Source organism: Streptomyces sp. NPDC059816 (assembly GCF_042732055.1).
Lineage (GTDB): Bacteria > Actinomycetota > Actinomycetes > Streptomycetales > Streptomycetaceae > Streptomyces.
In genome coordinates this window covers 22,488-49,291 of the sequence record NZ_JBHWIQ010000038.1, presented here as the reverse complement: position 1 = coordinate 49,291, position 26,804 = coordinate 22,488, and the positions used below count along the sequence as shown (strand labels likewise).

Here is a 26,804-nt window from a genome sequence, read left to right as displayed (position 1 = left end):
GTCGCCACCTGCCCCAACTTCGTCCACGCACCCTTCCCATCAACATTCTGAAACGCCTCGACAGAACCATTCGGACCCACCACCAAATAATCCGCCCGCCCATCACCATTCAAATCAGCAAACCGCACCTGCCGATCCGACCACTGCGTCGAACCAGTCGCCACCTGCCCCAACTTCGTCCACGCACCCTTCCCATCAACATTCTGAAACGCCTCGACAGAACCATTCGGACCCACCACCAAATAATCCGCCTTGCCGTCACCGTCCAGGTCGACGTCGTAGTCACCGTGGAGACCCGAGGTCGGGGGCACCGGATGGACGGGGACGTTCTCGGTGATCAGATTCTCCTGGGCGGCGCCCGTCAGCCCGGCGTAGAAGGCGTCGGCCATCTTCTTGTAGCCGCTGTCGTTGGGGTGCAGCCCGTCAGCGAGGTCCGCGTTGTTCAGAGCGCCGAAGTCGACCAGCCTGACCTTGTGGCCCTTGGTCTGGCGCTCACTGACGATCTGGGGCAGCGCACGGTTGAAGGCGTCCACCCGCGGTTGTGCGCCCGCCCTGCTGTTGGGGACGATCGGGGCGACCAGCACGGTGACGTCCGGTGCGGCCGTGACGATCTGGTCGATCAGTTCGGCGAGGCGCGCGGGCGCCCCCTCGACGTGGTAGTCCCGGTTGATGTCGTTGGACCCGAGGTGCAGGGTGACCACGTTCGGCCGGGCGGCGAGCAGCCAGGGGCCGATGCCGGCGGCGATCTGGTCGATCCGGAAGCCCGAGTGGCCCTCGTGTTCGGCGTCGGCGTGGGTGCCGTGCCGCAGCGAGCCGACGAAGTCGACCGTGGTGGCGTGCCGGTTGAGCAGGTCCCGCAGTTCGGCCCGGTAGCCGTTGCCCGCGGAGCTGCCGACGCCCTGGGTGATGGAGTCGCCGAGCGGCATCACGGCGAGTCGGGGAACGCGCCACTGGGGGCGGGTGGGCACCCCGTGCCCGGGGGTTTCGCCGCGGTAGGTGTACCGGTTCAGCGCGGTCACGGCGGCCATCGGGTCGCCGTCCTTGTACTGGTCGATCGCGAGGAAGTTCGGCTTCTTGCGGGCCGCGGGCATGCAGAACCGCTCGGCCCGGTCCTGGAGCTTGCGGTTGTCGTTGCCGTAGGTCGGGGCCATCGGGAGGTCACGGAAGTGGTTCATGACGAACAGGCGCCGGAACCCGGGCTCCTCGGCGACCAGCGGTACGTGGCCCCAACGGGTCGTGCACGTCCAGTCGCTGTTGCCGAGGCCCGGGCCCATGCTCCAGTGGTTCTCCACGGTCCAGTCGGACTGGCGCATGACTCCGTAGTCGCTCAGGACGTTGCTGCTGGAGAAGACGACGAGCCGCTTGTTGGTGCGGACCATCTCGGAGACCTTGGGCCAGCCGTCCTTGCGCACCTCGGACGCCTCGGGGTTGTAGATCAACTCGCGCAGACCGGCGGCGCCCTCGAACTCCGTCCTCAGTTTGGCCTCCGTCAGGTAGTCCTCCAGGAAGACCGTCACCACCTCGTTCGGGTTGGCCCGCAGCCAGGTGTCGATGGTCGTCAGCGCCTGACTGAAGCGCTTGTACCCGAGGGCCTCGCAGGCGGCCTTCTTGTGGCACATGCCGACCACGCCGTGGACGTCGTAGACGTCGATCATCAGACCGCGGACGCCGAATTCGAGTTGCGCCTGGATCGAGTGCGGCTGGTTGGGCGCGAACGGCGCCGACAGGTCCTCGGTGTTCTGGTAGGAGTTGTGGGTGGTCAGATAGGTCATCTGGTCGTACGTGGGGTCCGCCGGCATGGGCGAGGTCGTGGGGGCGATCGGAGTGACGAACCAGGTCGCCTCGTTGCCCGCGCCCGGGGCGAGCGCGAAGGCGTTGCCCAGGTCGGCGAGGTGCACGCCGCTGGCGGGCTCGGTGATCCGGTACCGGTCGCCGGCGAGTGGGGTGAACCGCCACTCGGTGTCGGCTCCGCAGTCCCGCAGGGTGGTGAGGTCGGACGTGCCCCGGCGGCCCAGGCAGAGGGTGGGCCAGTCGGAGTTCTTGATCTGGACGTTGCCGCTGCCGGTCGTCTCCAGCCGCCACTGCTGGTGGTCCTCACCGCCCTTGGGCGGGTTGACCATGACGGTCCGTCCGGATCCGTCGGCGGCGGCCTGGTTCCCGGTCACCAGGTTCTGGAGGTAGACGAGGTCGGTGGGCAGCGCGGCGGGGGCCGCCGCCGCGGTACGGGGGCCTCCGGTGAACGCACCGGCCGCGAGCAAGCCGACAGTCAGGGTCACGACAAGCATATGAACGACGGCCCGGTGTGCGGCCCGAGGGGCGCCGGGGCTCCGACCGGGCAGTGAGCCGGAACGGCGCCGGCCGCTCACGGACTTCGGGGGACGCGGGTCGACGGGGCGGCCGTGGGCCTGCGCCGTGGATCTCGATCTCAAGGGGTACCTCTCCGTCGGTGCGCCGTACGGCCGCCAACGGGCCGGGACGACGCGGAAGATGATCTTCCGGCCTGCCAGACGTCGTCAATCCTCTTGGGGTTCCGCACGGTTGCGGAATCAGCCACGCCCACGGCGCACGAAGCAGCTGTCTCGGGTTCGGATGCGCCTTTCGCTCCGTGCGCCCCCACTTCAGCACCGCTGCGCCCCTGACGCTTCCAGCGGGCTGTGTTAGCGTGAGGGAGGCACGTGTGTACGCCGAATCCGGCGCCCGTGTCACCTCATCTTCAGTCCCCTCTCGGGGTCTCCCGCTCAGCACGCATCGCCTTCCGCACCGATCGGCGCCGTCGGGCTCCGTCGTTTCCCGATCGACCGGTGCTCCTACGCACGACGTCGTGGCCGTTCCTCCGGCCATCCGGGCCCTTCCCGGCCCGCGCGGAGGTTCCGACGGGCCGCGATGCCCTCGCCGGGCCCACTGGGCCCCTCCTCTCCCCTCCCCTGCCCTGCCCTGCTCCCCCGCCGCCGTGAAGCGGCAGTCCGTGAAAGGACCGGAAACCCCATGACCCTCGCCCTCGAACGCCCCGTCCACAGCGCCGACGCCGATCCCGATGTCCTGACGCCGGTGTCCGGAGTCCTGGACCTGTCCCCGCAGGGACACGGCTTCCTGCGCGGCCCCGATCTCGCGTCCACGCCCCGGGACCCCCAGGTCTGTGCCGCACTGGTCCGCGAGTTCGGGCTGCGCCCGGGGGACAGCGTGGCCGGTCAGGCCGTCGACACCCCGCGCGGCCGACGGCGGGTGCTGACCCGCGTGGACCTCGTCGGCGGACTGCCCGCCGGATGCTCAAACTCGCGTCCGCACTTCCGCGACCTCACTCCGCTGTACCCGCGGGACCGACTGCGGATGGAGCACCCCGGCGGTCCGCTCACCCTGCGGGTCACCGACCTCATCGCCCCGATGGGCAAGGGCCAGCGCGGTCTGATCGTGGCCCCGCCCAAGAGCGGCAAGACCGTCCTGCTCCAGCAACTCGCCGACGCCGTCACCCGCAACCACCCCGACTGCGTCCTCATGGTCGTACTCGTCGACGAACGGCCCGAAGAGGTCACCGATCTGCGGCGCGCCGTGCACGGCGAGGTGTACGCGTCCACCTTCGACCGGCCCGCGGGGGACCACATCGCGCTCGCGGACCTCGCCGTGGAACGGGCCAAGCGCCTGGTCGAACAGGGCAAGGACGTCGTCCTCCTGCTGGATTCGCTGACCCGGCTGTGCCGAGCGCACAACAACGCGGCCGAGGCCGGCGGGCGCACCCTGAGCGGCGGGGTCGACGTGACGGCCCTGACCGGACCGAAGCGGCTGTTCGGCGCCGCGCGCCACGCGGAGGAGGGCGGATCCCTCACGATCCTCGCCACCGTGCTCGTCGGTACCGGATCGCGGGCGGACGACTACTACTTCGAAGAGTTGAAGAGCACCGGCAACATGGAGCTACGGCTCAGCCGCGACCTCGCGGACAAGCGGGTGTACCCGGCCGTCGACATCACCGCTTCGGGCACCCGCAAGGACGAACTCCTCGTCTCCCCCAGGGAATTGACGGTTGTTCACGGCATGCGTCGGGCGTTCCTCGGCCGTGACGGGCGCAGCGCCCTGGAGACCCTGCTCGACCGGATGCGCGGCACGGCGTCCAATGCCGCCTTCCTGCGCCAGGTGTCGGGCACCGTGCCCGCGGCGTGACGACCTCCCCGCCGGCGCACCGGGGCGAGGAGCAGGAGGGGAACGGGTCGGAGGCCAACTCGCGCCCGGTGCGGGCACGCTGCGCGTGGCTCCCGCCCGGGGGCTGGCGCCCCCGCCCCGGGTCCGTCATGATCATCGTGAGCCGGGTGCACGGGACCCACACCCCGTGCGACAACCGTGCGTTCACCGGGGACGGCGCAGCAGGCTCCGGGACCGCCCGGTCCGGTGTGCCCCGACCACCCCTCCCTCGGAGAGCGCCACGTGACTGCCGTCGTCCCCTCCCCCTCCCCCTCCCCCGCCACCGCCGTCGACCGGCTGATCCACGAGTCCTGGGGGTTCGTCGCGGACCGGGCGCTCCAGACCGCGGCGGAACTCGGGATACCGGACCTGGTCGCCCAGGGCCCGACGCCCCTGGCCGAGCTCGCCACGGCCACCGGCACCCGACCCGACGCCCTGCTCCGGCAGTTGCGTCCGCTGGTCGCCGTCGGCGCGCTCGGTCTGGACGACGAGGGCCGCTACCTGCCCACCGAGACCAGCCATCTGCTGGAGTCGGACCATCCGGACACCCTGCGCCCCTGGTTCCGGCTGATGTACCGGGTGACCTTCCGGATGTTCGACGACCCGATGGTCAGCCTCCGGACCGGGCGGCCCGCCTTCGAGGAGCGGTTCGGGAACACGTACTTCGGACACCTGGCCGCCCACCCGGAGGACAACGAGGTCTTCCACACCGCCATGGCCTCCTTCACCCGCCGCACGGCCCGGGCCGTCGCCACCGCCTACGACTTCACGGACGCCGGCACCCTCACGGACGTCGGCGGCGGCCTCGGCACCCTGGTCACCGAGGTGCTCGCCCGCACCCCGGACGCCACCGCAACGGTCTTCGACCTGCCCCAGCTGGCGGAGCCCGCCCGGGCCGCCCTGTCCGAGGCCGGTCTCGGCGACCGCACGGACGTGCGGTCCGGCGACTTCTTCACCGCCGTGCCCGGAGCCGACACCCTCCTGCTCTCCTGGATCCTGCACGACTGGGACGACGAGCAGTCCCTCCGGATCTTGCGCAACTGCCGGGCGGCGCAGGACGCCGGACAGGGGCGGCTGCTCATCGTGGAGGCGGTCCTCCCCGAGCGGCCGGGTGATGACCTGGCCACCTCCCTGGACCTGGTGATGCTGTTCGGTCTGGGCGGGCGCGAGCGCACCGGGGCCGAGTACGCCGGGCTGCTGGACGCGGCCGGGTACCGCCACGTGCGGACGCTCCCGCTCGCCTCCGCGCCCGGGATGCACGTCATCGAGGCCCGGACCCGGTAGCCCGGGTGCGGCCGTGCGCCGGTGCGCGCACCACGCCATGCTGAGGGCGGGAGGCCGAGCCCCGGCAAAAGGAGTCCGCCCGTGCCCGACGGAAGCGAACTGCTCAGCTCACTGCCGCCCGAGCAGGTGCGGCTGCTGACCGTGGCCCGCCCCGGCCGGGAGCTGGCCGCGCGGCCGATGCTGGCCACCCTCAGCGAACGCCGCGCGTTCTCCGCGCAGTGGGTCTTCGAGCGGAAGCTCGACGGCGTGCGGGTGCTGGCCGTGCGGGAGGCCGGCGGCGTCACCCTGCTGTCCCGCAGCGGGCGCCGGGTCGACGACACCTACCCGGAGGTCGTCGTCGCGCTCACGGCCCAGGAACGCGCCGACTTCACCGTCGACGGCGAGATCGTGGCGTACCGCGGTGGCCGGACCGACTTCGGGCTGCTCCAGCAGCGGATGGGCCTCACCCGCCCGGCCGAGGTCGCGGCGAGCGGGGTGCGCGTCCTCTACTGCGCCTTCGACCTGCTGCGGCTCGCCGGGGCCGACACCACCGCACTGCCGCTGCGGGCGCGCAAGTCGCTGCTGCGCCGGGCCCTGGTCTACCGGCCGCCGTTGCGGTTCACTCCGCACCGCAACGAGGGGGGCGCCGCGCTGCTCGCCGAGGCGTGCGCCCGTGGCTGGGAGGGACTGATCGCCAAGCGCGCCGACAGTCGCTACCAACCGCGCAGGTCCGCCGATTGGCTGAAGCTCAAGTGCTTCCACGGCCAGGAGTTCGTCATCGGTGGATTCACCGAGCCCACGGGCGCAAGGGAGGGGTTCGGGGCGCTGCTGCTCGGCACCTACGCCGCCGGGGAACTGCGGTACGCGGGGAAGGTGGGCACCGGATTCGCGCACCGGACCCTCGTCGACCTGCGGGCCCGGTTGGAGGGGCTGCGGGTGACCGGCTCGCCGTTCGCCGGGCCGGTGGCCGAGCGGCGTCCCCGATGGGTGTCACCGCAGCTGGTGGCGCAGGTGGAGTTCGCGGAGTGGACCCGGGACGGCATGCTGCGCCATCCCCGGTTCGTGGGCCTGCGCGACGACAAGCGGCCCGGGGACGTGGTGCGGGAGCGCGACGGGGGCGGCGGGCGGTAGGTCCGCCCAGGCCCGGGGGCGGGTCCCCGGCGCCGCTGTCCTTCGGGCGGCCGATGACGGACCATGGAGGTACCCGGCCCGAAGGTCGGGTACATCGCCCGAACGACGGGGAGGTGGCCCATGCGGAGCCGCTTCGAACCCGATCGACGTCTGACCGCGCGCATGGGGCTGACGCTGTTCCTGCTCGGTCTGCTGTACGTCGTCTTCGTGGGAGTGCTGATCGTCCTGTTGAAGTCGTGGGTCCTGGTCGTGGTGATCGCGGCGGGAGCCCTGTGGGCGCAGTACTGGTTCTCCGACCGGATCGCGCTGTACGCCATGCACGGACGGATCGTGACGCCCGCCGAGGAACCCCGGCTGCACGGCGTCGTCGACCGGCTGTGCGCCACGGCGGACATGCCGAAACCCGAGGTCGCGGTCTCGGAACTGGACCTGCCCAACGCGTTCGCGACGGGCCGCAACGCCAACCATGCGGTGGTCTGCGTGACCCGGGGGCTCACCGCGCGGCTGGAGCCCGAGGAACTGGAGGGGGTGCTCGCGCACGAGCTGTCACACATCGCGCACCGGGACGTCGCGGTGATCACGGTCGCCTCGTTCCTGGGGGTGCTCGCCGGCATCGCGGTGCGCTTCGCCTTCTATTCGGGGATGGTGGGCGGCCGGCGGCGCGCCGACCAGAACACCTTCGTCGTCGTGCTCACCGTGGTGGCGGTGTCCGCTGCGGTGTACGCGATCAGTTTCCTGCTGATCAGAGCCCTGTCCCGGTACCGGGAACTGGCCGCGGACCGGGCCGCCGCGCTGCTCACCGGCCGCCCCTCGGCCCTGGCGTCGGCGCTGACCAAGCTGACCGGTGACATCGCGCGCATCCCCACCTCGGACCTGCGCACCGCGCAGGCGTTCAGTGCGTTCTACTTCGCGCCCGCGATCAGCGGGGAGGCGAGCCCGACGCTGTCCCGGCTGTTGTCTACGCACCCCCCGTTGGAGACCCGGTTGGACCAGTTGGCCAGGATCACCGAGCAGCTCGGTCCGGCGGCCGGGCAGCGGAGCTGAGCGCCGTGCGGTTCCTCGACGCCCTCTTCGGCCGGACCCGTCCCGTCCCGCCCGACCTCGACAACCTGTTCGCGGTGCCCGGGGCGGCGCTCACCCTGGGTGCGGCGGTCGACTTCTCCCCCACCGGGGTGGGGTCGGTGTGCTTCTCCAGCGTCGAGGGCGCCGAGTTCGCCCGGATCACCCAGGAGGTGCGGGAGCTGCTGGCCGCGGACACCGCACGGTCCGGCCCGCCCGTGGAGTCGGCCCGGGACCCGTTCGGGTACTCGTGGCTGGTGTCCCGGCGCGCCCCGGACGACCTTCCGGCCCTGGTCAGCGATCTGCACGCGGTGAACTCGACCCTCCAGGACGGGGGCTTCGGACCCCAGCTCCTGTGCTCGCTGATCGGCTTCCGCGATCCCGGTGGACGCCCGCTGGCCCTGGTGTACCTGTACAAGCGGGGCACGTTCTACCCCTTCGCGCCGCTGTCCGGGGACCGGCGGGACAACGCCCTGGAGCTCCAGGTGCGGGCGGCGCTGTCGGACGAGCTGCGGGTGGAGGCGGACCTGTCCCGCTGGTTCGCGCTGTGGGGCGCCCCCGGGCTCTGAACCGCGGGTGCCGCGGGGCCGTCGTGCGGGCCCCCGCCGGGTGGGTGAAGCTGGAGCCACGGGGGGCGAGGCGCGGTGGGAGGCGAGATGGAGCCGGTGGAGGCGCTGGAACGCATCGCGTTCCTGCTGGAGCGCTCGCTCGCCCCGGCCTACCGGGCGAAGGCGTTCCGCACCGCGGCCAAGGTGGTGGCGGAGCTGTCCGCGGTCGAGGTGTCCCAGCGGGTGTCGGCCGGGTCGCTGGCCAAGGTCAAGGGCATCGGTCCGAAGACCGCGCAGGTGGTGCGGGAGGCGCTCCAGGGGCGGGTTCCGGAGTATCTGGCACGGGTGGAGGAGGAGTCCGGCGGCCCCCTCACCACGGGGGGCGGAGAACTGCGGCGACGGTTGCGCGGCGACTGCCATCTGCACTCCGACTGGTCGGACGGCGGCAGCCCCGTCGAGCAGATGGCGCGCACCGCGGCGGCGCTCGGCCATGACTGGGCGGTGCTCACCGACCACTCGCCGCGACTGAAGGTGGCCCGCGGGCTGTCGCCCGAGCGGCTGCGCGCCCAGCTCGCCGACCTCGCCGCGCTGGCCGGGCCGCTGGCGCCGTTCCGGCTGCTCAGGGGCATCGAGTGCGACATCCTGGACGACGGCTCGCTCGACCAGGAACCGGAGCTGCTGGACGCGTTGGACCTGGTCGTGGTGTCGGTGCACTCGAAGCTGCGGATGGACGCCGCGTCGATGACCCGGCGGATGGTGGCCGCGGTGCGCGATCCGCACTCCGACGTGCTCGGTCACTGCACGGGCCGGCTGTTGGGCGATCCAGGCCGCCCCGAGTCCTCCTTCGACGCGGACGCGGTGTTCGCCGCGTGCGCCGAGACGGGCACCGCGGTCGAGATCAACTGCCGTCCCGAGCGGCTCGATCCGCCGCGCCGGCTGTTGCGCCGCGCGGTGGCGGCGGGGGTGCTCTTCGCCGTCGACACGGACGCGCACGCTCCGGGGCAACTCGACTGGCAGCCCTACGGGTGTGCTCGCGCCGAGGAGTGCGGCGTGCCGGCGGAACGGATCGTCAACACTTGGACCGTGGACGAGGTGGTGGCCTGGACGACGACCCGCCGGACCCCCGCCCCCTCCGGGGCGCGGGCCTGAAGGGCGGGCGCCCGGTGCAGGACCGCACGGGTCCGGCGTCGCACGACGCCGGACGGGAACGACTGAGGGGAACGTGTCTGATGAGCCCGACCAACGGCGCCGCGGACGGCACCGCGAGCAGCAACGCCGCGTACGGCAAGAAGCCGTTCAAACGCTCGCGCAGCCACTTCGCGGACCGCATCACCGCGGACGGACGGGACGGTTGGCCGGTGGAGGCGGGACGCTACCGGCTGGTGGTGAGCCGGGCCTGTCCGTGGGCGAACCGCACCATGATCTCCCGGCGGCTGCTGGGGTTGGAGGCGGCGCTGTCCCTGGCGATCACGGACCCGATCCAGGACGACCGCAGCTGGCGGTTCACGCTCGACCCCGAGGACCGGGACCCGGTGCTCGGCATCCGGTACCTCAGCGAGGCGTACGACGCCCGGGAGACCGGGTATCCGGGCGGGGTCAGCGTGCCCGCGATCGTGGACGTGCCGAGCGGGAAGCTCGTCACCAACGACTTCCAGCAGATCACCCTGGACTTCGCCACCCAGTGGACGGCCCTGCACCGCGAGGGCGCTCCGGACCTCTATCCGGTCGCGCTGCGGGAGGAGATCGACACCGTGATGGAGGGCGTCTACCAGGACGTCAACAACGGGGTGTACCGCTCCGGTTTCGCATCGGACCAGGAGACGTACGAGAAGGCGTGCCGTGCGTTGTTCCGACGACTGGACGAGGTGACGGAGCGGCTGTCGGACCAGCGGTACCTGGTCGGGGAGTCGATCACGGAGGCGGACGTCCGGCTGTTCACCACCCTGGTGCGCTTCGATCCCGTCTACCACGGGCACTTCAAGTGCAATCTGTGGAAGATCGCCGAGAACCCGGTGCTCTGGGCCTACGCCCGTGACCTCTACCAGACCCCGGGGTTCGGGGACACCGTCGACTTCGACCACATCAAGCGGCACTACTACCAGGTCCACACGGGGGTGAACCCGACGGGGATCGTGCCGCTGGGCCCCGATCTGACCGGGTGGCTCGCCCCGCACGGTCGGGAGCGGCTGGGCGGCCGTCCCTTCGGTGACGGAACCCCGCCGGGTGCGGTGCCGCCGGGCGAGGAGGTGCCGCCCGCGGGCCGTCCGGTGCCGCGGCACTGACCTCACCGGCCCTCCGGCTGGTGCGGTGGCGGGCCGGGCAGGCTCGGGGTGGGGCGACCGCCGATCAGGTAGGTGACCCGCCGGCTCAGCCCGCTCCAGCGGCGGTCGTGGTGGTAGGCCCGGGTGAGGGCGCGGGCCCGGGCCCGTGGGCGGCGCCGGTAGCAGCGCCGGGCCCACAGGGAGGTGGGGCGGGCCAGCCGGACGGCTCCGACGAGCGCGACGAAGGGGACCAGGACGCCGAGGACCGCGATCCTCGTCTTGCCCTTCAGCAGGGAGACGATCGACAGCAGCAGGTTCCCGCCGATGGTGAGGAGGGCGCCCGCCCGGTCCTGGACCTCCGCGCCGGAGAGGTCGTTGACGCCGAACGGCGAGAACCCGAGGAGCAGCAGCAGGGCGAGTGCCACGGTGATGACGACGACCTCGACGCTCTTGGTCCCCTCGCTGGTCCAGTACACGTCGCTGAGGTAGAGGACCAGCGCGAACTCGTCGAGCACCAGCCCGGTGCCCACGCCGAACAGGACGGCGGCCAGACCCGAGCCGAAGCCGTGGCCCTCCCCGGCGATGACGGTGAAGCCGCCGACGACCATGAGGACGATGCCGGGCACGACGTGGTGGATGTGGAGCCCGCCCGGGGTGACGTTGCGGAAGGGGCCCTTCCCGGCGCGGATCATGCGGGTCACCAGCCGGGTGACGGCGAAGGTGAGCACGAAGGACACCAGGGCGAGCAGCAACGGGAGCTTGCCCGGTTCGACGATCTCGCGGTGCCACCAGCCGCCGTCCACCGGTCACCGTGCCCCGGCGGTGGGGACGCGCGCGCCGCGGGCGGGGGCACCGGGACCGGTGCGGCGGCTCATTCGCGGGGGACGTCGCTGGTGACCGTGAACAGGCCGCCGTCGGGATCGCGCAGCGTCACGTCGGGGCCGTACGGGGTCGTCTCCCGGGCGACCTCCTGCCCTCCGTGGGCGAGGGCCGCCCGGACGCAGGTCTCCACGTCGGCGACCGCGAAGTACACCTGCCAACGGGGGCGGACCGCGGGGTCGACGGCCGATTCGGCGGTGCCGGAGCTGAGCCGGGCCACGAGGTGGCCGCCGCTGCGGAGCACGACCTCGTCGTGCTCGTAGCCGACGTCGCAGCAGCCGGGGCGGTCGCAGGCCCATTCGAGGACCTCGCCGTAGAAGATCGCCGCGTCGAAGGCGTTGCGGGTGCGCAGCCTGATCCAGGCGGGGGCGTCCTTGTGCCAGATGTCCCACCCCGCGTAGAGGCTTCCGGCCCAGATCCCGAAGACGGCGCCGTCCCGGTCGGCCGCGAGGGCGCCCCGGCCACCGGCCAGGGAGAGGGGGCCCACGGCGACCGTGCCGCTGCGCTCGCGGATGCGGGCGGCGGTGACGTCGACGTCGCTCACCGCGAAGTAGGGCGTCCAGGCCACGGCCATCCGGAGCGTGGAGGCGAGGGCGCCGATGCCCGCCACGGGCACCCCGGCGCTGACCGCCACGCTGAAGTCGTCGCCGAGGCGTCCCTTGCGGAACGTCCAGCCGAAGACACGTCCGTAGAACTCCTGCGCCGCGCCGAGGTCGCGGGCCAACAGGCTCACCCAGCAGGGAGCGCCGAAGACGGCGTCGGTGGTCAGGGGCTGTTCGGCGTTCGCCGGGGTTTCCTCGTCCATGGCAGGTCCATCGCAGATCCGTCGCGGGTCCGCCGGGGCTCCGGTCGCCGGCGGTGGCCCTGCACCGGGGAATGCCGCCGAACAGCGACGGGCCTGGCGCAGGGGGCGCCGCGGTTGACGGTCGGCCACCGTCCACGGGACCGGCGGGGCCCGTGGTCTGCCCCCAGCCTGCCAGCAATCGAGGGGCGCCGCAGGGCGGACGTCCCGGACGCGCCGGCGCGGCACGGGACGGTCACCCGTGAGGGGCGCGGGGCCGCCGGGGGTGGGGTGGTGGTGCCGGGTGCGGCGTTCGGGTGAGGGACCGGCGGGGGCGGGGCGGGGCCCGCGCACGATCTCCGGAGAGGACAATGGGCGGGTACCGGAGGGGTCCGCCGGGAGCGGCGGGGCCGACCGTCGTTCGTGGACGCCCTCGTGAGCACTCAGGAGGGTTGCGTGGAGTCGTCCCGGCGGGATGCCGCCCCCGGAGCCGGAGTTCCGTCCCCCGCCCGCGCCGCGGCGTCCGAGCCGGTGGGGCTGGTGGGATCGGCGGAGCCGGTGGGGACGCCGGAGCTGCGGGCGGACTGTTCGCGCTGCTTCGCGCTGTGTTGCGTGGCGCTGCCCTTCGCCAGGTCGACCGACTTCGCGGTGGACAAACCGGCCGGGAAGCCGTGCGGCAACCTGGGCGCGGACTTCCGCTGCGGCATCCACCAGGACCTGCGGCGCAGCGGGTACACCGGCTGTACGGTCTTCGACTGTGCCGGCGCCGGGCAACAGGTGTCCCAGGTGACGTTCGGGGGCCGGGACTGGCGCGCGGACCGGTCCGTCGCGGGGCCGATGTTCGCGGTGTTCCCGGTCATGCGGCAGCTCCACGAGTTGCTGCGCTACCTCCAGGAGGTCGTACGGCACCCCGGGGCGCGCACCGTGCACGGGGAGCTGGCCGCGGCCTGCGAGCGGGTCACGGCCCTCACCTTCGCCGATGCGGACGTGCTCGGCCGGCTCGACGTGCCCGAACTGCGGCACGAGGTCAGCGAGCTGCTGTTGCGGGCCAGCGAGTCGGTGCGGGCCGGGCAGCGGGGCCGTGAGCTGCGGGGCGCGGATCTGTTCGGGGCCCGGCTGCGCGGGGCGCGGCTGCGGGGCGCGAGCCTGCGCGGGGCGCTGCTGGTGGCCGCGGACCTGTCCGGCGCCGACCTGCGGGGCGCGGACGTGATCGGTGCGGATCTGCGGGACGCGGATCTGCGCGGGGCCGACCTGACGGGCTGCCTGTTCCTGACCCAGGCGCAGGTGGACGCCGCACGGGGCGACGCGGCGACCGTGCTGCCGGAGGGATTCGTCCGGCCGGACCACTGGGATGCCGTCGCCCCGTCGCGGTCGCGGAGCGACTCCGGGCAGCGCAGCGGCTCAGGGGGGCGCAGCGGCTCAGGGCAGGGAAACGGCTCCGGGGGCCGGAGCGGTTCGGGTGGGCGGCGTGGTCGGGGGGCGCGCCGGCGCTGACCGGGCGTGGCCGGGGAGTTCCGGGCGGTGGGTGCCGCGCGGAACTCCCGGGTCGTGGTGGTCGTCCGGTCCGGTCAGTGCGTCCCGCCGCCGCCACCTCCGAAGGAGCCGCTGTGTCCGGGGGTCCAGCGCCTGCGGCGCTGGTCCTCGCTGCGTTTGTTGGGCAGGTGACCGTGGAGCTGGTAGGGGTTGAGGCCGCCCTGTTTGTCAAGGGGGAGGACGTCCGGCTCGCGGCGTTCGCTGATCTCCCGGACGGCGCCGCCCTCCGGTAGGTGGGTTTGCTGCTCACGGGTGGGAGGGTCGGGCTCCCTGCTGCGCACGCCGATGCCGACCCAGACGATCCAGATCAGCGCGCCGACGATGATCGCTCCGGCGACGATCGGGATGGCCACGAGGGCCCCGTTGGGCGCTGCCAGAAAAAACGCGTTTGCGGTCATATCACCCGAATACCCTTCCGGGGGCGACACCAGTCCTCCCGCGCCCGACCGCTGTCCGAGTAATGCGCAGAGCCGCCGGAGCGTGACGTTCGGTAGCGGAGGCGCGCGGCGCCCGGCGACTGCGGCCCGGACGGTCAGGTGCGCCCGGATGGCCCCTGCCGAGCGGCGCCGGCACCGACGGACTCCTAGCGTCCATGCCAGCAGGGATCCTGCGCGACTGACCGACGACTCCGCGGCCCGCCTCCGGGCCCGCCCGGAGAACGGGAGTGATGTGATGCGGGCGATCGTACGGACTTCGGGGGCCGTCGCCGTGGCGGCGGTCCTCGCGCTGACCGCCGCCCCCGCCGCGGGGGCGGCGGACGGCGTGCCGCCCCCGCCGCAGGACGCGGTGCCGCTGATCGAGGAAGGGGGCCCCGCCCAGGAGCAGCCGCCGGCCGCTTGGGAGGTGGGGGTCACCCCGACCCATGTGCGTCCCGGTGAGACGGTGACCCTCACGTCCCGGGGGTGCCGGGTTCCCCAGGTCAGTGTGGACTCGGGCCTCTTCGAGCTCACCGAGTTCACCGAGGGCCGTTCCGCACCGGCCGTCGTGTCCCTGGACGCCGAACCGGCGGCCGAGCACGAGGTGACGTTCACCTGTGACGGACAGGCCAAGGCCGTGCGGGTCACGCTCGGCGAACGGGACGGGGCCGGGCTCCACGAACCCGCGCGTCCGCAGCCGGGCCACGAGGAGGGGGCCGGCCACCAGCCGGAGCCGCTGGAGGACGAGGGCCGCAAGGGAGTGCGGGCCGGGTTCGGCGGCGACTTCGGACAGCTCGGTCCGGTGCAGCTCGTCCTGGGCGCCACCCTGGTCACGGGCTCCCTCGCCGCCGCGGCGTACTTCGCCGTGCGACGCCGCGCGACCCGGTGAGACCGGCGGGGACGACCCGGTGGTCGTCCCCGCCGGCGGGGCGGGCGCGGCGCTGCGGCGACCGGGAGTCAGTGGCGGCGGGCGCGGGCGCGCCGCCGTAGCGCGAGACCCACGCCCAGGACCCCCGCGGCCAGGAGTCCGGTCCCGGCCATGACCTCGGTCGGGGTCGGGTGGCCGGCGAAGGTTCCCCCGAGGCCGCCGCGCACCCCACCTGCCGTGGGCGAACCGCTCGACGGGGCCGGGGCACGCCCCGGGACGGACGGAGCGCTCGACACCGGTGCGGGCGTGCCGGGGGCGGATGACACCGGAGCGGGGGTGCGGGTCGCCGGCGGCGTCGACGCGGCCGACCCGCCGACGAGCATGCTCGCGATCCACCGGCTGCCCGGGCCGCCGCAGTCGCCGTCGAGGCCCACGGCCGTCGCCCCGGTGAGGTCGCGGGACAGTCGGCCGGTGCCCTGGAAGCGTCCGCCGCCGGCCGGGGAGAGGGTCAGCGGCGCGGCGAGCCCCTGTCCGTTGCTCACGCGGGGCGTCGGCGAGGTGACCGCCGAACAGTCGACGATGAGGGTGAAGGACCCTCCCGGTGCGACCACCGAAGGGGTCACCGCGGCGCTGGCACCGCCCGCGTCGACGGCCACCGCGCCGGGTGCGCCGCCGAGTACCGGTACCAGTGCGGCAGCGATGACCGCGAACGCCGTGCGCCTACGGAACATGGGGGTGTCCTCTCCGTCTTCCACCTCGGTCACCACGCGGTCCCGGGTGGGCCCGGCGGAGCCCGAGCCGTCTCAGCCCCTATCTCCTGATGCGCTGATGAATAATCACCCTTGCCGCATTACCGCCGATTCGGCCCATTGAGGGTCGTGGGACCCGCTCCTCCCGGTCCGGGGCGGACCCCGGCAGGCGCCCGCCCGTGTGGCCGGGATGCGCGGACCACGGTTCGATGGCGGGGTGAAGCACGGCCCGCCGAGGAGGAACCGTCATGGCCGACTACCGCATCGAGACCGTCCGCAACGGCCACCGGGACTGGACCGCCCGCAACGACCGGGGCGCGGAGGTCCGGATCGGCGCGGCCGACGACCCCCTCGTCCAGCCCTCCTTCACCCCCGTCGAACTGCTGCTGGCCGCGATCGGCGGCTGCGGCGGACTCGTCGTCGACCGCACCGCACGGACCGTCGAACACCCGGACCTACGCATCACGGTGGAGTCGAGGTCCCTCCCTGAGGATGACGGCCGCGTGGGCAGGGTGCGCGTAACGTACGAGATGGTTCTGCCCGAGGGCGACGACCGGGCTGCCGAGGTCTTCGCACGCGGTGTCCGCCTCACCCACGAGAGGTACTGCACCGTGAGCCGCACCGTGGAGCACGGCGCCCGGGTCGAGGCCGTCCTACCGGACGGAACGGTCGCCTTCGCGGCGGGCTGACCGCCGTACCGCCAGGATGCGAACGGGCCGGCGGACGGACGAGTGGCCCGACCTCCGAGGGGACCCGTGGACGTACAGCACGACGATCGACGACCAGCACCGTCCGCACGACCCGCACCGCTTCCACCGCCGCCCCGATCCGCGCCGGCCGGTGACTTCGACCCCGCCGGCCCGAAGCCGAACAAGCCGGATCAGCCGGATCAGCCGGACGTGGCGGACGCTCCGCCTTGGCGGATGCTCCTGGAGTACGCCAAACCGCACCGGTGGGCGCTGCTCGGCGGCGCACTGCTCGGCCTCGTCACCGGAGCCACCGGCCTGGCGCTCCCCCTGGTGGCGAAGACCCTCATCGAGAACCTGGGCCGGGACGAGTCCATCGCCGGCCCGCTCGTCCTGATGTCGTCCCTGGTGCTGCTGAACGCCGTGATCGGTGCGCTCGGCGGGTACCTGTTGCGCCGCACCGCCGAGTCGGTGGTCCTCGGCGCCCGGCGCCGGCTCACCTCGTACCTGCTGCGCCTGCGGATCTCCGCGATGGACCGCAGCGAGCCCGGTGACCTGATGGCCCGGGTCACCTCCGACACCACACTGCTGCGCGAGGTCACCACCGATGCGCTCGTCGGCCTGGGCACCGGCGGTCTCACCCTGGTGGCGACCCTGGTGATGATGGGCTGGACCGATCCGGTGCTGCTCGGCGTCACCTTCGGAGTGATCGCCCTCGCCGGTGCGGTCCTCGGGACGATCGTGCCGCGGATCAACAAGGCCACCAAACGCGCCCAGGAGTCGGTGGGGCTGATGGGCGCGGCGTTGGAACGCGTCCTGGGCTCGCTGCGGACCGTGAAGGCGTCGGGTGCGGAGCTGCGCGAGGAGGAGGCGGTGCACCGGGCGGCCGAGGACTCCTGGCGGCAGAGCGTGCGGGCCGCCAAGTGGGAGGCGATAGCCGGGAACACCGCCGGACTCGCCATCCAGGTCGCCTTCCTGACCGTGCTCGCCGTGGGCGGCGCCCGGGTCGCCACCGGGGCGATCTCCGTGGGCACCCTGGTGGCGTTCCTGCTGTACGTGTTCTATCTGATGAGCCCGATCCAGCAGGTGGTGTCGGCGGTGATGCAGTACCAGACGGGGTCCGCCGCGGTGGTGCGCATCCAGGAGGCCCAGCGGTTGCCCGGGGAGCCCGCCACGGGCCCGGTACCGCTGCCCGGACCGGACGAGCCGCCGCTGTCCCTCGCCTTCGACCGGGTCCACTTCCGCTACGACGACGAGGCCCCGCCCGTCCACCACGGGGTGACGTTCGAGGTGCCGGCGCGCGGGATGACCGCGTTCGTGGGGCCGTCCGGAGCGGGCAAGACGACGGTGTTCTCCCTCATCGAACGGTTCTACGACCCCACGGCGGGCCGGATCGAGGTCGACGGACGGCCGGTGGGCGACTGGGAGCTGTCCCGGCTGCGCGCCGCCATCGGGTACGTCGAACAGGACGCCCCGGTGCTCTCCGGCACGCTGCGCGACAACCTGCTGCTCGGCAACCCCTCGGCGTCGGAGGACGACATCCGGCAGGTGATCCGGACGACCCGGCTCAGTGCGCTGGTCGAACGGCTGCCGGACGGGCTCGGCACCCTCGTGGGGCACCGGGGGACCAAGCTGTCGGGCGGAGAGCGACAGCGGGTGGCGATCGCCCGGGCCCTGCTGCGGCGCCCCCGACTGCTGATGCTGGACGAGGCGACGAGCCAACTCGACGCGGTCAACGAGGCCGCCCTGCGGGACACCGTGGCGGAGGTCGCCCAAACCACCACGGTCCTCGTCGTCGCCCACCGGCTGTCCACGGTGACCCTGGCGGACCGGATCGTGGTCATGGACGCGGGGCGGGTGCGTGCAGTGGGCACCCACCAGGAACTGGTGGGCGAGGACGCGCTGTACGCGGAGCTGGCGACCACCCAGTTCCTCACCGGCGAGAGTGCCGACGGCTCCCCGCCCGAGGAGGGGTCCGTCCCCGCGGCGGCCCCCACGACGCCGGCCTAGTTGCCCCGGACGCCCCGGGGCCGGCAGCGCGCCGGGGCGTCACGTTCCGGCGCGCCGTCGCCCCGGCCCGGGCCCGCCCCAGCGGGTCCGTCAGCCCGTCCAGGTCCAGTCGGCGACCTCCGGCAGGTCCGTTCCGTGTTCCCGGATCCACCGGTGGTGACGGGTACGGGCGTCGGCCATGGCCTGGCGCAGCGCCACCGCCCGGACGCCCAGTCCGGGCACCCGATCCACCACGTCCATGACCAGCCGGTAGCGGTCGAGGTCGTTGCGGACGACCATGTCGAAGGGCGTGGTGGTGGTGCCCTCCTCCTTGTAGCCGCGGACGTGCAGGTGCGGGTGACCGGTGCGCCGGTACGCCAGCCTGTGCACCAGCCACGGATAGCCGTGGTAGGCGAAGATGACCGGCTTGTCCGGCGTGAACAGGGAGTCGTACTCGAAGTCCGTCATCCCGTGCGGGTGTTCGCCCTGGGGAAGCAGTCGCGCCATGTCCACCACGTTCACCACCCGCACCGCCAGGTCGGGCAGGTGGCGGCGGAGCAGGTCGGCGGCGGCCAACACCTCCAGGGTGGGCACGTCACCGGCGCACGCCAGCACCACGTCGGGCCCGTCGCCCCGTCCCGACCCCTCCGTCCCGGCCCACTCCCAGGCGCCGGCCCCCCGGGCGCAGTGCGCGCGCGCCTCGTCGAGGGTGAGCCAGTCGAAGGTCGGCTGTTTGCCGGCGACCACGACGTTGACCAGGTCACGGCTGCGCAGCACGTGGTCGGCGGTGGCCAACAGGGTGTTGGTGTCCGGCGGCAGGTAGACGCGCACCACCTCGGGGCTCTTGTTGAGCACGTGGTCCACGAAGCCGGGGTCCTGGTGGGAGAAGCCGTTGTGGTCCTGGCGCCACACGTGCGAGGTGAGGAGGTAGTTCAACGAGGCGATGGGGCGGCGCCACGCCAGGCGGCGGGCGGTCCTGAGCCATTTGATGTGCTGGTTGACCATCGAGTCGACGATGTGCGCGAACGCCTCGTAGCTGGAGAACACCCCGTGTCGACCGGTCAGGAGGTAGCCCTCCAGCCAGCCCTGACACAGGTGCTCGGAGAGCACCTCCATCACCCGTCCGTCCCGGGCGAGGTCCCGGTCGGTGTCGAGGAACTCGCCCTGCCACGCCTTGGCGGTGACCTCGTAGAGCGCGTCCAGCCGGTTGGATGAGGTCTCGTCGGGGCCCATGACCCTGAAGTCACGGCGCCGCGCGGTGTCCCGCATGACGTCGGCGAGCAACCCGCCCAGGACCCGGGTGGGTTCGTGGACGCCCGTGCCGCGCTTGTCCACGGTCACCCCGTGGTCCTCCAGCGGCGGGAGCGGCAGGTCACGCAGGAGCAGTCCGCCGTTGGCGTGCGGGCTGGCGCCCAGCCGGTGGACGCCCTCGGGGACGACGGACAGCACCTGTGCGGTGGGGCGGCCCGTCGGGTCGAACAGCTCCTCGGGCCGGTAGGACCGGAGCCATCCCTCCAGTTGCCGCAGGTGGTCCGGATCGTCCCGGACCCCGGCCAGCGGGACCTGGTGGGAGCGCCAGGTGTTCTCCACCGGCACCCCGTCCACCTCGGACGGCCCGGTCCAGCCCTTGGGGGTGCGCAGGACGATCACCGGCCAGCGGGGGCGCTCGGGGCTGCGCCCCTCCCGGGCCTGTCGCTGGAAGGTGTCGATCCGGTCGAGGGCGGTGTCCAGGGTCGCGGCCATGGCGTGGTGCACGGCCAGCGGGTCGTCACCGCTGACGTGCAGCGGTTCGTGTCCGTAGCCGCGGAGCAGGTCGTCCAGCTCGTCCTCGGGGAGACGGGCCAGCACCGTCGGGTTGCTGATCTTGTATCCGTTGAGGTGGAGGATCGGCAGGACCGCGCCGTCGCGCACCGGGTCGAGGAACTTGTTGGAGTGCCAGGAGGTGGCGAGCGGGCCGGTCTCGGCCTCGCCGTCCCCGATGACGCAGGCGACGAGGAGCCGCGGATTGTCCAGGGCGGCGCCGTAGGCGTGGGCGAGGGAGTAGCCGAGTTCGCCGCCCTCGTGGAGGGAACCGGGGACCTCGGGGGCGATGTGGCTGGGCACTCCGCCGGGGAACGAGAACTGTCGGAACAGCAGTTCCATGCCGTCGGCGTCCCGGCTGACGTCGGGGTACGTCTCCGAGTAGGTGCCCTCCAGCCAGGAGTTGGCGAGCACGGCGGGACCTCCGTGGCCCGGGCCCCAGACGCACAGCGCGTCCAGGTCCCGGGCGCGGATCACCCGGTTGAGGTGGGTGTGCACCAGGTTCAGTCCGGGCGAGGTTCCCCAGTGGCCGAGCAGCCGGGGCTTGATGTGCTCGGGGCGCAGCGGCTCGGTGAGCAGGGGGTTGGCCATCAGATAGATCTGGCCGACGGCCAGGTAGTTGGCGGCCCGCCAGTGGGCGTCCAGTGCGGCTGCTTCGGTGTCGGTGAGTACGGTGGGAGCCGGTGTTCGGACGTCCGGCATGGGCCTCATCTCCTGATGCGTCGGCTGTTCCTCGTACGTGGTGCTGTTCCGACCCTGGCTCCGTCGGGCCGGGCACGCAACGCAGACGGCCCGCCGTACGCGCGGGTACATACCCAGGGCACGTGCCCCGGCCGACCCCGAAGGATTCATTACCGTAGGCACACTCCATAGAACGCGGTACTCGGTACTGGACGCACGACCGTAGCCGGGCGACGTGCGGTCCGGCTCGGCTCGCCCCGGCGGGCCCCGGGGGCGAGCCTGGTAGTGACGGCCCGGCGGCCGACCGGTCCCGCACCCCTGAGAGGGGATGACCCATCGTGAACAGCACGACACACCCCGCGGCCGAGGTCGTGGTGGAGTTGAGCGACTGCTCCAAGGACGACGCGGGTACGGTCTTCGGCGTCCTGCGGTCCGTCTTCGACTGCGACCGGGGGCCGCAGGACCTGCCGCAGGACGCTGCGGGCGGACGTCCGTCCGTCTGGTCGGCGACCTACGACACCACCCGTATCCGTGAGGCCCCTCCGGCCACGCCCCTGCACGACTCGGTCACGGCCGAGGTGCAGGGCGGCTACTTGGCCGTGGACCGGTTGCGCACGGCGCTCGCGGCGGCGTTCACGGTGGCCCAGGAGGGCATGGCGGCCGGGGACCAGGAGAAGGAAGTGGAGCTCCTGCTCCGCAGCGGCTGACGGCTTCCGGGGCCGTACCGGGCCCGGCCGGGGCGCTGCGCACGACCGGGCGTCCGCGCACCCCGTGATCCGCCGAGCGCCCTTCGCGACGACGGGCGAGCGCCGGAGCGCGGTGCACGCTCCGGCGCTCGTGGATGCGCCCGGTGTCCAGATGGTTTCGCAGCTTCGGCGGGGGCGCTCGGCCCGGGGGGCGCTGCGCGGGTGGGGTCAGGAGGGCGTACGGGGGCGGGCGCCGCACGGTGGACCCGCGCCGCCGCTCCCCCCACCACACCGGCTCGCTCCCGCGCGCCCCGCCCGCTCCTCGCCGCCCGGTGTCCCCGGGACCGCCCCGGCCGCTCACTGGTCCCGTGCGTGGACCCCGATGACGGCGATCACACCGGCGGCGCAGGCCCAGACCGCGTAGACGGTCCAGGCTCCGCCGGTGGTCCACGGGAAGGCGACCGGGGCGTGGTCGACGTCGACGAGGCGGAGCCACGCACGGTAGGGCAGGGCGTGTCCGGCGACCGCCGACCAGTGGCGGCCGTCGGTGAGGAACAGCGGCAGCAGCGCGGTGACCACCGTCGAGGTGATCATGGTGGAGGCGGTGTGCCGGATGACGGCACCCAGTGCCAGGCCGGCGAGCGCGCACACCGGGGCGAGGAGCGTCGAGGCCACGACGACGCGGAGGGCTCCCGGGTCGCCGAGGGAGACGCCCGCGTCCCGACGGTCGAAGAGGGCCTGTGTCACGGCGAACGAGACCCCGGCGACGACCGCGCCGAAGACGGTGGTGACCACGGTGACGACGACCGCCTTGGCCGCCATCACCGAGCGGCGGGCCGGCACGGCCGCGAACGTCGTCCGAATGGTGCCCGTGCTGTACTCGCCGATGATCGTGAGGGCACCGATCGCGCCGAGGGCGAGGGCCAGGAGCAGGGCCGCGTTCGCGGTGAACGCCTGTTGCAACGCGATCCCGTCCCCGGCGAACGCGCCCCGGTCCCCCGCCACCTGGAGCTCCCAGTTGCGGTACGTGTCGTAGGCGGTGCCCACGTTGAAGCCGATGACGGCCAGGGCGGTGGCCCCGTAGGCGATCCAGGTCGAGCGCAGCGAACGGTGTTTGCCCCACTCGGCGGCGACCAGGTCGCCGAAGCGGGCGCGGGGGGTGCGGGCGGGTACGGGGCTGGTCCTGTCGGCGGTGGTGGTCATCGGGACTCCCCTCCTGCGGGGAACTGCACCCGGTCGGCGGTGAGTTCCATGAACGCCTCTTCCAAGGAGGCAGATGCACTGGCGAGTTCGTGTAGCGGGAGGCCGTGCCCCTGGGCCAACTCGCCGATCCGCGCCGCGGTCAGGCCGCTCACGGTGAGCCGCGCGCCTTCGAGGTGCACGGCCGCGCCCTCGGCCGTCAGCAGGTCCCGCAGGGCGGTCGCGGCGGGCGTGGTCACGGTGACGCGCTGCCGGTCGCTGCGGGCCGAGAACTCCGCCAGGCTCTGGGCCGCGATCATCTCGCCGCGGCCGATCACGATCAGCTGGTCGGCGGTGTGCTCCATCTCCGACATCAGATGGCTGGAGACGAACACGGTGCGCCCCTCGGCGGCGAGCCGACCGAACAGCTCGCGCACCCACTTCACTCCGGCGGGGTCCAAGCCGTTGAGGGGTTCGTCGAAGAGCAGGACCGGGGGGTCGCCGAGCAGGGCGGACGCGATGCCGAGCCGTTGTTTCATGCCGAGCGAGAACCCGCCGATGCGGCGCCCGGCGACGCCGGCGAGACCGACCTCCCGCAGCACCTCGTCCACCCGGGACCGCGGGATGCGGTTGCTGCGCGCCAGCGTCGCCAGGTGCGCCGTCGCGCTGCGCCCGCCGTGCACGTCGTGCGCGTCGAGGAGGGCGCCGACCTGACGCAGACCGCGACGACGGTCGCCGAAGGGCCGTCCCTCGACGGTGGCCGTGCCGCTGGTGGGCCGGTGCAGGCCGAGGACCATCCGGAGCGTGGTGCTCTTGCCGGAGCCGTTGGGCCCGAGGAAGCCGGTCACCAGGCCGGGGCGCACGGTGAAGGTCAGGTCCTTGACGGCGGTCGTGCCGCCGTACCGTTTCGTGAGTGCGTTGACTTCGATCACGGTGACCACGGTGCCGTTCGGCGCCCCGCCCGTCGTCGGACCGGTGCTGACAATCACCGGGCGCGGGTGTCGACCCCGGCTGTACGACCGCAGGCCGATGCCCCGTAGCCGGGTCACGCCTACGATCTCGGCATGCCCGCCTCCGCACCCCCGCCGTTGCCGCTGCTCAAACGCGTACCACCGGGCCTGTGGACGGCGCTGGTGTGGGTCGCGGCCACGGTGCAGCCCATCGTGGAGTACGTGCTGATGCCGCCGCGGCAGCAGTACTCCCTCAGCCATCCCCGGGACGGACTCGACTCGTTCACGGCGCGGGCGCTGCTCGCCCTCGCCTTCCTGGTGGTCCTGACCGGCAGCGCACTGCTGCGCCGACGGACCGCGCCGGCCTTCGGACTGGTGCTCGTCGGCACGGTCATCTCGTCGGTGGCCTGGCGGCAGAACGAAGTCCTGCCGCTCCCGTTCCTCGGGGTGGACGTGGCCCTCTGCTACGTCGCGGCCACCCGGACCAGGCGCACCGCGATCGCCGCGGCCGCCGGTGCGCTGGGCGTGCTCGCCGGTTACCTGGCCCTACGGTGGATCAAGGGGGAGGAATCGGGCACCTCCTCCGAACCGTTCATCGCCCTGACGGTCGTCATCGCCTGGCTCGTCGGCAACTCGGTGCACCAGGCCCGCGCCCACACCGCGGAGCTGCACGCCCGGGCCGCCGCCCAGGCCGTCACCGCCGAACGGCTGCGCATCGCCCGCGACATGCACGACACGGTCGCCCACAGCATCGGCATCATCGCCCTCCAGGCCGGGGCCGCGGCCCGGGTGGTGGAGACCCAGCCGGCCAAGGCACGCGAGGCGATGGTCACCGTGGAACTCGTGGGGCGCGAGACGCTCGCCGGGCTGCGACGGCTGCTGGGGGCGCTGCGACAGGCCGACCGGGAGGAGGAACCCGCCCACCGGGATCAGGGTCCGACCGGCCGTGACCGGGGGCGTGCACCGGCCCCTTCGCGGCCGGCCGACGGGCTGGGGGATCTGGAACGGCTCGCCGCGACGACGACGGCGGCCGGTGTCCGCGTGGAGGTGTGGTGGCGGGGCCGTCGCCGCCCGCTGCCCGCCGACATCGACCTCGCGGCGTTCCGCATCGTCCAGGAGGCGGTGACCAACGTCGTACGGCACTCGGCAGCCGATCGCTGTGAGGTGGCGGTCGAGTACCGCGAGGACGAACTCGTCGTCGAGGTCGTCGACCGGGGGAAGAGCCGCACGCACACCGAGTCCACCGGGCACACGGCGACCGCGAGCGGCGGGTTCGGCCTGGTCGGCATGCGGGAGCGGGTCGCCCTGCTGGACGGCCGCTTCACCGCCGGTCCGCGTGCGGGCAGCGGCTTCCGCGTGGCCGCCCGACTTCCCCTGCCGACCGTGGCGGGCACCGAACCCGCAGCGACGGCTGGAGCCCGATGAGCATCCGCGTGGTACTCGCCGACGACCAGCCCCTGGTCCGCGCCGCCCTACGGATGGTCATCACCGACACCGCGGACCTCCAGGTCGTGGGCGAAGCCCGGGACGGCGCCGAAGCGGTCCGGCTGACCGGGGAACTCATCCCCGACGTGGTGGTGATGGACATCCGGATGCCCGGCACGGATGGCATCGAGGCCACCCGGCTGATCACCACGGGCACCAGCGGCGCACGCGTCGTCGTCCTGACGACCTTCGATGACGACGACTACGTCTACGGGGCGCTGCGCGCCGGCGCTTCGGGGTTCCTGGTCAAGGACATGGCCCTGGACGACATCCTCGCCGCGGTCCGCGTGGTGGCCGCCGGTGACGCCCTCGTGGCGCCGAGCGTCACCCGTAGGCTGATCAAGGAGTTCGCCGCCCGCCCCGCGCCGGAGCCGCGACCGCGGACGGAGCTCCAGCGCATCACCGACCGGGAACGTGAGGTGCTCACCCTGGTCGGCAAGGGCCTGTCCAACACCGAGATCGCCGATCGGCTCTCCATCAGCGTCGCCACCGCCAAGACCTATCTGACCCGACTGCTCTCCAAGCTCGACGCACGTGACCGGGTGCACCTCGTGATCCTCGCCTACGAGGCGGGGTTGGTGGCCCCGTCCTCCTGAGCGCGCTCCCGTCGCCGAAACGGCACGGATCGTTTCGGCCGCGCTCCGGGGAGGAAGGGTGAACCCGACGCGGGGATGCGGTGAATGGTTGCCTGCGGTATCCGTTGCCGAATCGACGGCACCGTGGGGCGACATGTCGGTCTCTCCCGGATTCAGCTACCGCCCCCCTCGTGGACAGACCCGCCCCCGCCATGACATTCCCGGCACCGGTCGATGCTCAACTCGACCTCGTTCAGACCCCCTTGACGCTTCCGAAGCCGTCGGTATGGTCTGAACCAGTCAGCAAAGCAGAGCAAATCCTTCCGGATGAACGTGGCCCGTTCCGCACCCTCGGTACGCGGGCGGCCACGTCTCTTGGCCCCACCCACGAGCGGCCGTCCCGCCCCGCCCGGGCTCCCCACGCCCCGCGGAGCGAACCGGGACGGCTCCGAAACGAAGGAGAGACCGTGCACTCCAGGAAGAAGACCGCCGCGATCATCGGCGTCGCACTCGCCCCCGCCATCGCCCTGAGCCTCCCGGCCTCCACGGCCAGCGCCCACGGTTACGTCTCGTCCCCGCCCAGCAGGCAGGCGCAGTGCGCTGCCAAAACGGTGAGCTGCGGCGACATCACGTACGAGCCGCAGAGCGTCGAAGGCCCCAAGGGGCTGCGCAGTTGTAGCGGCGGCAACGCCCGCTTCGCCGAACTCGAAAACGACGGGAAGAACTGGACGGCCACTCCCGTCAGCCGCACCACCCAGTTCAACTGGCGGCTGACGGCCCGTCATGCCACCAGCACCTGGCAGTACTACGTCGGGGGCCGCAAGGTGGCCGAGTTCAACGACGGTGGCGCCCAGCCCGGTTCGACGGTGAGCCATTCGGTCAACCTCGGCGCCTCGGGCAAGCAGAAGGTGCTCGCGGTGTGGAACATCGCCGACACGCCCAACGCCTTCTACGCCTGCATCGACGTCAACATCCGCTGACCGAAGGCCCCGACGTCCGGGACGGACTCCGGACACCACCGCGTCGCCGCCGCCCCCCCGGGGCCCGCCGCCCCCGGCCCCCCCCGGGCGCGGAGCCGGCGCCCCCCCCGGGGGGGGCGGGGGGGGATAAAAAAA

23 protein-coding genes are annotated in these 26,804 nt (G+C 72.9%); 15 read left to right on the top strand and 8 right to left on the bottom strand.

Going from position 1 to position 26,804, the window contains the following annotated elements:
• On the bottom strand, positions 1–2,276 hold a 2,276-nt coding region (locus tag ACFV88_RS33275; RefSeq protein ID WP_385495861.1), incomplete at its 3' end, for a GDSL-type esterase/lipase family protein.
• Between the two features lie 607 nt (positions 2,277–2,883).
• On the opposite strand from ACFV88_RS33275, the gene rho reads away from it, so the two are divergent.
• The 7 genes from rho (at position 2,884) to ACFV88_RS33240 (ending at position 10,453) form a co-directional block, all read left to right on the top strand.
• Positions 2,884–4,152: a transcription termination factor Rho gene (rho, locus tag ACFV88_RS33270; protein ID WP_385495860.1), complete on the top strand. Its 1,269-nt coding sequence runs from the start codon at positions 2,884–2,886 to the stop codon at positions 4,150–4,152.
• A 261-nt stretch (positions 4,153–4,413) separates the two neighbouring features.
• The gene (locus ACFV88_RS33265; RefSeq protein ID WP_385495859.1) at positions 4,414–5,454 is read left to right on the top strand and encodes a methyltransferase; all 1,041 of its coding nucleotides are present in this window, start codon (positions 4,414–4,416) and stop codon (positions 5,452–5,454) included.
• Between the two features lie 81 nt (positions 5,455–5,535).
• Entirely contained in the window at positions 5,536–6,564 is a 1,029-nt protein-coding gene (ligD, locus tag ACFV88_RS33260; RefSeq protein WP_385495858.1) for a non-homologous end-joining DNA ligase, read from the top strand.
• Between the two features lie 120 nt (positions 6,565–6,684).
• Complete coding sequence (gene htpX / locus ACFV88_RS33255) at positions 6,685–7,608, top strand: zinc metalloprotease HtpX (protein ID WP_385495856.1); 924 nt, start codon at positions 6,685–6,687, stop codon at positions 7,606–7,608.
• 5 nt (positions 7,609–7,613) lie between these two features.
• A complete protein-coding gene (locus tag ACFV88_RS33250) occupies positions 7,614–8,192 on the top strand; it encodes a hypothetical protein (RefSeq protein WP_385495855.1) in 579 nt (192 codons plus the stop codon).
• An 87-nt stretch (positions 8,193–8,279) separates the two neighbouring features.
• Positions 8,280–9,320, top strand: coding sequence for a PHP domain-containing protein (locus ACFV88_RS33245; protein ID WP_385495854.1), 1,041 nt, complete (start codon positions 8,280–8,282; stop codon positions 9,318–9,320).
• A gap of 80 nt (positions 9,321–9,400) precedes the next feature.
• Positions 9,401–10,453, top strand: coding sequence for a glutathione S-transferase family protein (locus ACFV88_RS33240; protein ID WP_385495853.1), 1,053 nt, complete (start codon positions 9,401–9,403; stop codon positions 10,451–10,453).
• A 2-nt stretch (positions 10,454–10,455) separates the two neighbouring features.
• Here ACFV88_RS33240 and ACFV88_RS33235 read toward each other — a convergent pair whose 3' ends face one another.
• Both ACFV88_RS33235 and ACFV88_RS33230 read right to left on the bottom strand, forming a co-directional pair.
• Positions 10,456–11,235, bottom strand: a complete 780-nt coding sequence (locus ACFV88_RS33235) for a hypothetical protein (protein WP_385495852.1) — start codon at positions 11,233–11,235, stop codon at positions 10,456–10,458.
• A 68-nt stretch (positions 11,236–11,303) separates the two neighbouring features.
• Entirely contained in the window at positions 11,304–12,116 is an 813-nt protein-coding gene (locus ACFV88_RS33230) for a VOC family protein (RefSeq protein WP_385495851.1), read from the bottom strand.
• A gap of 411 nt (positions 12,117–12,527) precedes the next feature.
• Here ACFV88_RS33230 and ACFV88_RS33225 point away from each other — a divergent pair, with 411 nt between their 5' ends.
• A complete protein-coding gene (locus ACFV88_RS33225; protein ID WP_385495850.1) occupies positions 12,528–13,586 on the top strand; it encodes a pentapeptide repeat-containing protein in 1,059 nt (352 codons plus the stop codon).
• A 74-nt stretch (positions 13,587–13,660) separates the two neighbouring features.
• Here the strand turns inward: ACFV88_RS33225 and ACFV88_RS33220 are convergent, their stop codons facing one another.
• Positions 13,661–14,023 (bottom strand): DUF6479 family protein, encoded by a 363-nt coding sequence (locus tag ACFV88_RS33220; protein ID WP_385495849.1) that lies wholly within the window; start codon positions 14,021–14,023, stop codon positions 13,661–13,663.
• Positions 14,024–14,297: 274 nt separating this feature from the next.
• On the opposite strand from ACFV88_RS33220, the gene ACFV88_RS33215 reads away from it, so the two are divergent.
• Positions 14,298–14,930: a hypothetical protein gene (locus ACFV88_RS33215; protein WP_385495848.1), complete on the top strand. Its 633-nt coding sequence runs from the start codon at positions 14,298–14,300 to the stop codon at positions 14,928–14,930.
• A gap of 68 nt (positions 14,931–14,998) precedes the next feature.
• Here the strand turns inward: ACFV88_RS33215 and ACFV88_RS33210 are convergent, their stop codons facing one another.
• On the bottom strand, positions 14,999–15,640 hold the full coding sequence (locus tag ACFV88_RS33210; RefSeq protein WP_385495847.1) for a hypothetical protein: 642 nt from the start codon (positions 15,638–15,640) through the stop codon (positions 14,999–15,001).
• A gap of 266 nt (positions 15,641–15,906) precedes the next feature.
• On the opposite strand from ACFV88_RS33210, the gene ACFV88_RS33205 reads away from it, so the two are divergent.
• Both ACFV88_RS33205 and ACFV88_RS33200 read left to right on the top strand, forming a co-directional pair.
• Complete coding sequence (locus tag ACFV88_RS33205) at positions 15,907–16,347, top strand: OsmC family protein (protein ID WP_385495846.1); 441 nt, start codon at positions 15,907–15,909, stop codon at positions 16,345–16,347.
• A 234-nt stretch (positions 16,348–16,581) separates the two neighbouring features.
• Positions 16,582–18,354, top strand: coding sequence for an ABC transporter ATP-binding protein (locus ACFV88_RS33200; RefSeq protein WP_385495869.1), 1,773 nt, complete (start codon positions 16,582–16,584; stop codon positions 18,352–18,354).
• Positions 18,355–18,444: 90 nt separating this feature from the next.
• On the opposite strand, the gene ACFV88_RS33195 is transcribed toward ACFV88_RS33200, so the two are convergent.
• A complete protein-coding gene (locus tag ACFV88_RS33195; RefSeq protein WP_385495845.1) occupies positions 18,445–20,835 on the bottom strand; it encodes a phosphoketolase in 2,391 nt (796 codons plus the stop codon).
• 317 nt (positions 20,836–21,152) lie between these two features.
• On the opposite strand from ACFV88_RS33195, the gene ACFV88_RS33190 reads away from it, so the two are divergent.
• Positions 21,153–21,521 carry a hypothetical protein gene (locus tag ACFV88_RS33190; protein WP_385495844.1) on the top strand — a complete coding sequence of 123 codons (369 nt, stop codon included), beginning with the start codon at positions 21,153–21,155 and terminating at the stop codon, positions 21,519–21,521.
• Between the two features lie 336 nt (positions 21,522–21,857).
• Here the strand turns inward: ACFV88_RS33190 and ACFV88_RS33185 are convergent, their stop codons facing one another.
• The gene (locus tag ACFV88_RS33185) at positions 21,858–22,703 is read right to left on the bottom strand and encodes an ABC transporter permease subunit (RefSeq protein WP_385495843.1); all 846 of its coding nucleotides are present in this window, start codon (positions 22,701–22,703) and stop codon (positions 21,858–21,860) included.
• A complete protein-coding gene (locus tag ACFV88_RS33180; protein ID WP_385495868.1) occupies positions 22,700–23,611 on the bottom strand; it encodes an ABC transporter ATP-binding protein in 912 nt (303 codons plus the stop codon). Before ACFV88_RS33180 ends, ACFV88_RS33185 begins: the two co-directional genes overlap by 4 nt.
• 132 nt (positions 23,612–23,743) lie before the next feature.
• Between ACFV88_RS33180 and ACFV88_RS33175 the strand changes: the two genes are divergently transcribed.
• The 3 genes from ACFV88_RS33175 to ACFV88_RS33165 all read left to right on the top strand — a co-directional run bounded on the left by ACFV88_RS33175 (position 23,744) and on the right by ACFV88_RS33165 (position 26,669).
• Positions 23,744–25,054: a sensor histidine kinase gene (locus ACFV88_RS33175; RefSeq protein ID WP_385495842.1), complete on the top strand. Its 1,311-nt coding sequence runs from the start codon at positions 23,744–23,746 to the stop codon at positions 25,052–25,054.
• Positions 25,051–25,710, top strand: coding sequence for a response regulator (locus ACFV88_RS33170; protein ID WP_385495841.1), 660 nt, complete (start codon positions 25,051–25,053; stop codon positions 25,708–25,710). The genes ACFV88_RS33175 and ACFV88_RS33170 overlap by 4 nt, the downstream gene beginning before the upstream one ends.
• Before the next feature lie 446 nt (positions 25,711–26,156).
• Entirely contained in the window at positions 26,157–26,669 is a 513-nt protein-coding gene (locus ACFV88_RS33165; RefSeq protein WP_385495840.1) for a lytic polysaccharide monooxygenase auxiliary activity family 9 protein, read from the top strand.
• Positions 26,670–26,804: the final 135 nt, after the last annotated feature.

Excerpts from the sequence above, each read along its gene's own strand:
- ACFV88_RS33210 (WP_385495847.1), bottom strand. The coding sequence starts at position 15,640 with ATGTTCCGTAGGCGCACGGCGTTCGCGGTCATCGCTGCCGCACTGGTA.
- ACFV88_RS33220 (WP_385495849.1), bottom strand. The coding sequence starts at position 14,023 with ATGACCGCAAACGCGTTTTTTCTGGCAGCGCCCAACGGGGCCCTCGTG.
- ACFV88_RS33170 (WP_385495841.1), top strand. The coding sequence starts at position 25,051 with ATGAGCATCCGCGTGGTACTCGCCGACGACCAGCCCCTGGTCCGCGCC.
- ACFV88_RS33185 (WP_385495843.1), bottom strand. The coding sequence starts at position 22,703 with ATGACCACCACCGCCGACAGGACCAGCCCCGTACCCGCCCGCACCCCC.
- ACFV88_RS33215 (WP_385495848.1), top strand. The coding sequence starts at position 14,298 with ATGCGGGCGATCGTACGGACTTCGGGGGCCGTCGCCGTGGCGGCGGTC.
- ACFV88_RS33205 (WP_385495846.1), top strand. The coding sequence starts at position 15,907 with ATGGCCGACTACCGCATCGAGACCGTCCGCAACGGCCACCGGGACTGG.
- ACFV88_RS33200 (WP_385495869.1), top strand. The coding sequence starts at position 16,582 with ATGCTCCTGGAGTACGCCAAACCGCACCGGTGGGCGCTGCTCGGCGGC.
- ACFV88_RS33240 (WP_385495853.1), top strand. The coding sequence starts at position 9,401 with ATGAGCCCGACCAACGGCGCCGCGGACGGCACCGCGAGCAGCAACGCC.
- ACFV88_RS33195 (WP_385495845.1), bottom strand. The coding sequence starts at position 20,835 with ATGCCGGACGTCCGAACACCGGCTCCCACCGTACTCACCGACACCGAA.
- htpX (WP_385495856.1), top strand. The coding sequence starts at position 6,685 with ATGCGGAGCCGCTTCGAACCCGATCGACGTCTGACCGCGCGCATGGGG.
- rho (WP_385495860.1), top strand. The coding sequence starts at position 2,884 with ATGCCCTCGCCGGGCCCACTGGGCCCCTCCTCTCCCCTCCCCTGCCCT.
- ACFV88_RS33175 (WP_385495842.1), top strand. The coding sequence starts at position 23,744 with ATGCCCGCCTCCGCACCCCCGCCGTTGCCGCTGCTCAAACGCGTACCA.
- ACFV88_RS33230 (WP_385495851.1), bottom strand. The coding sequence starts at position 12,116 with ATGGACGAGGAAACCCCGGCGAACGCCGAACAGCCCCTGACCACCGAC.
- ACFV88_RS33245 (WP_385495854.1), top strand. The coding sequence starts at position 8,280 with ATGGAGCCGGTGGAGGCGCTGGAACGCATCGCGTTCCTGCTGGAGCGC.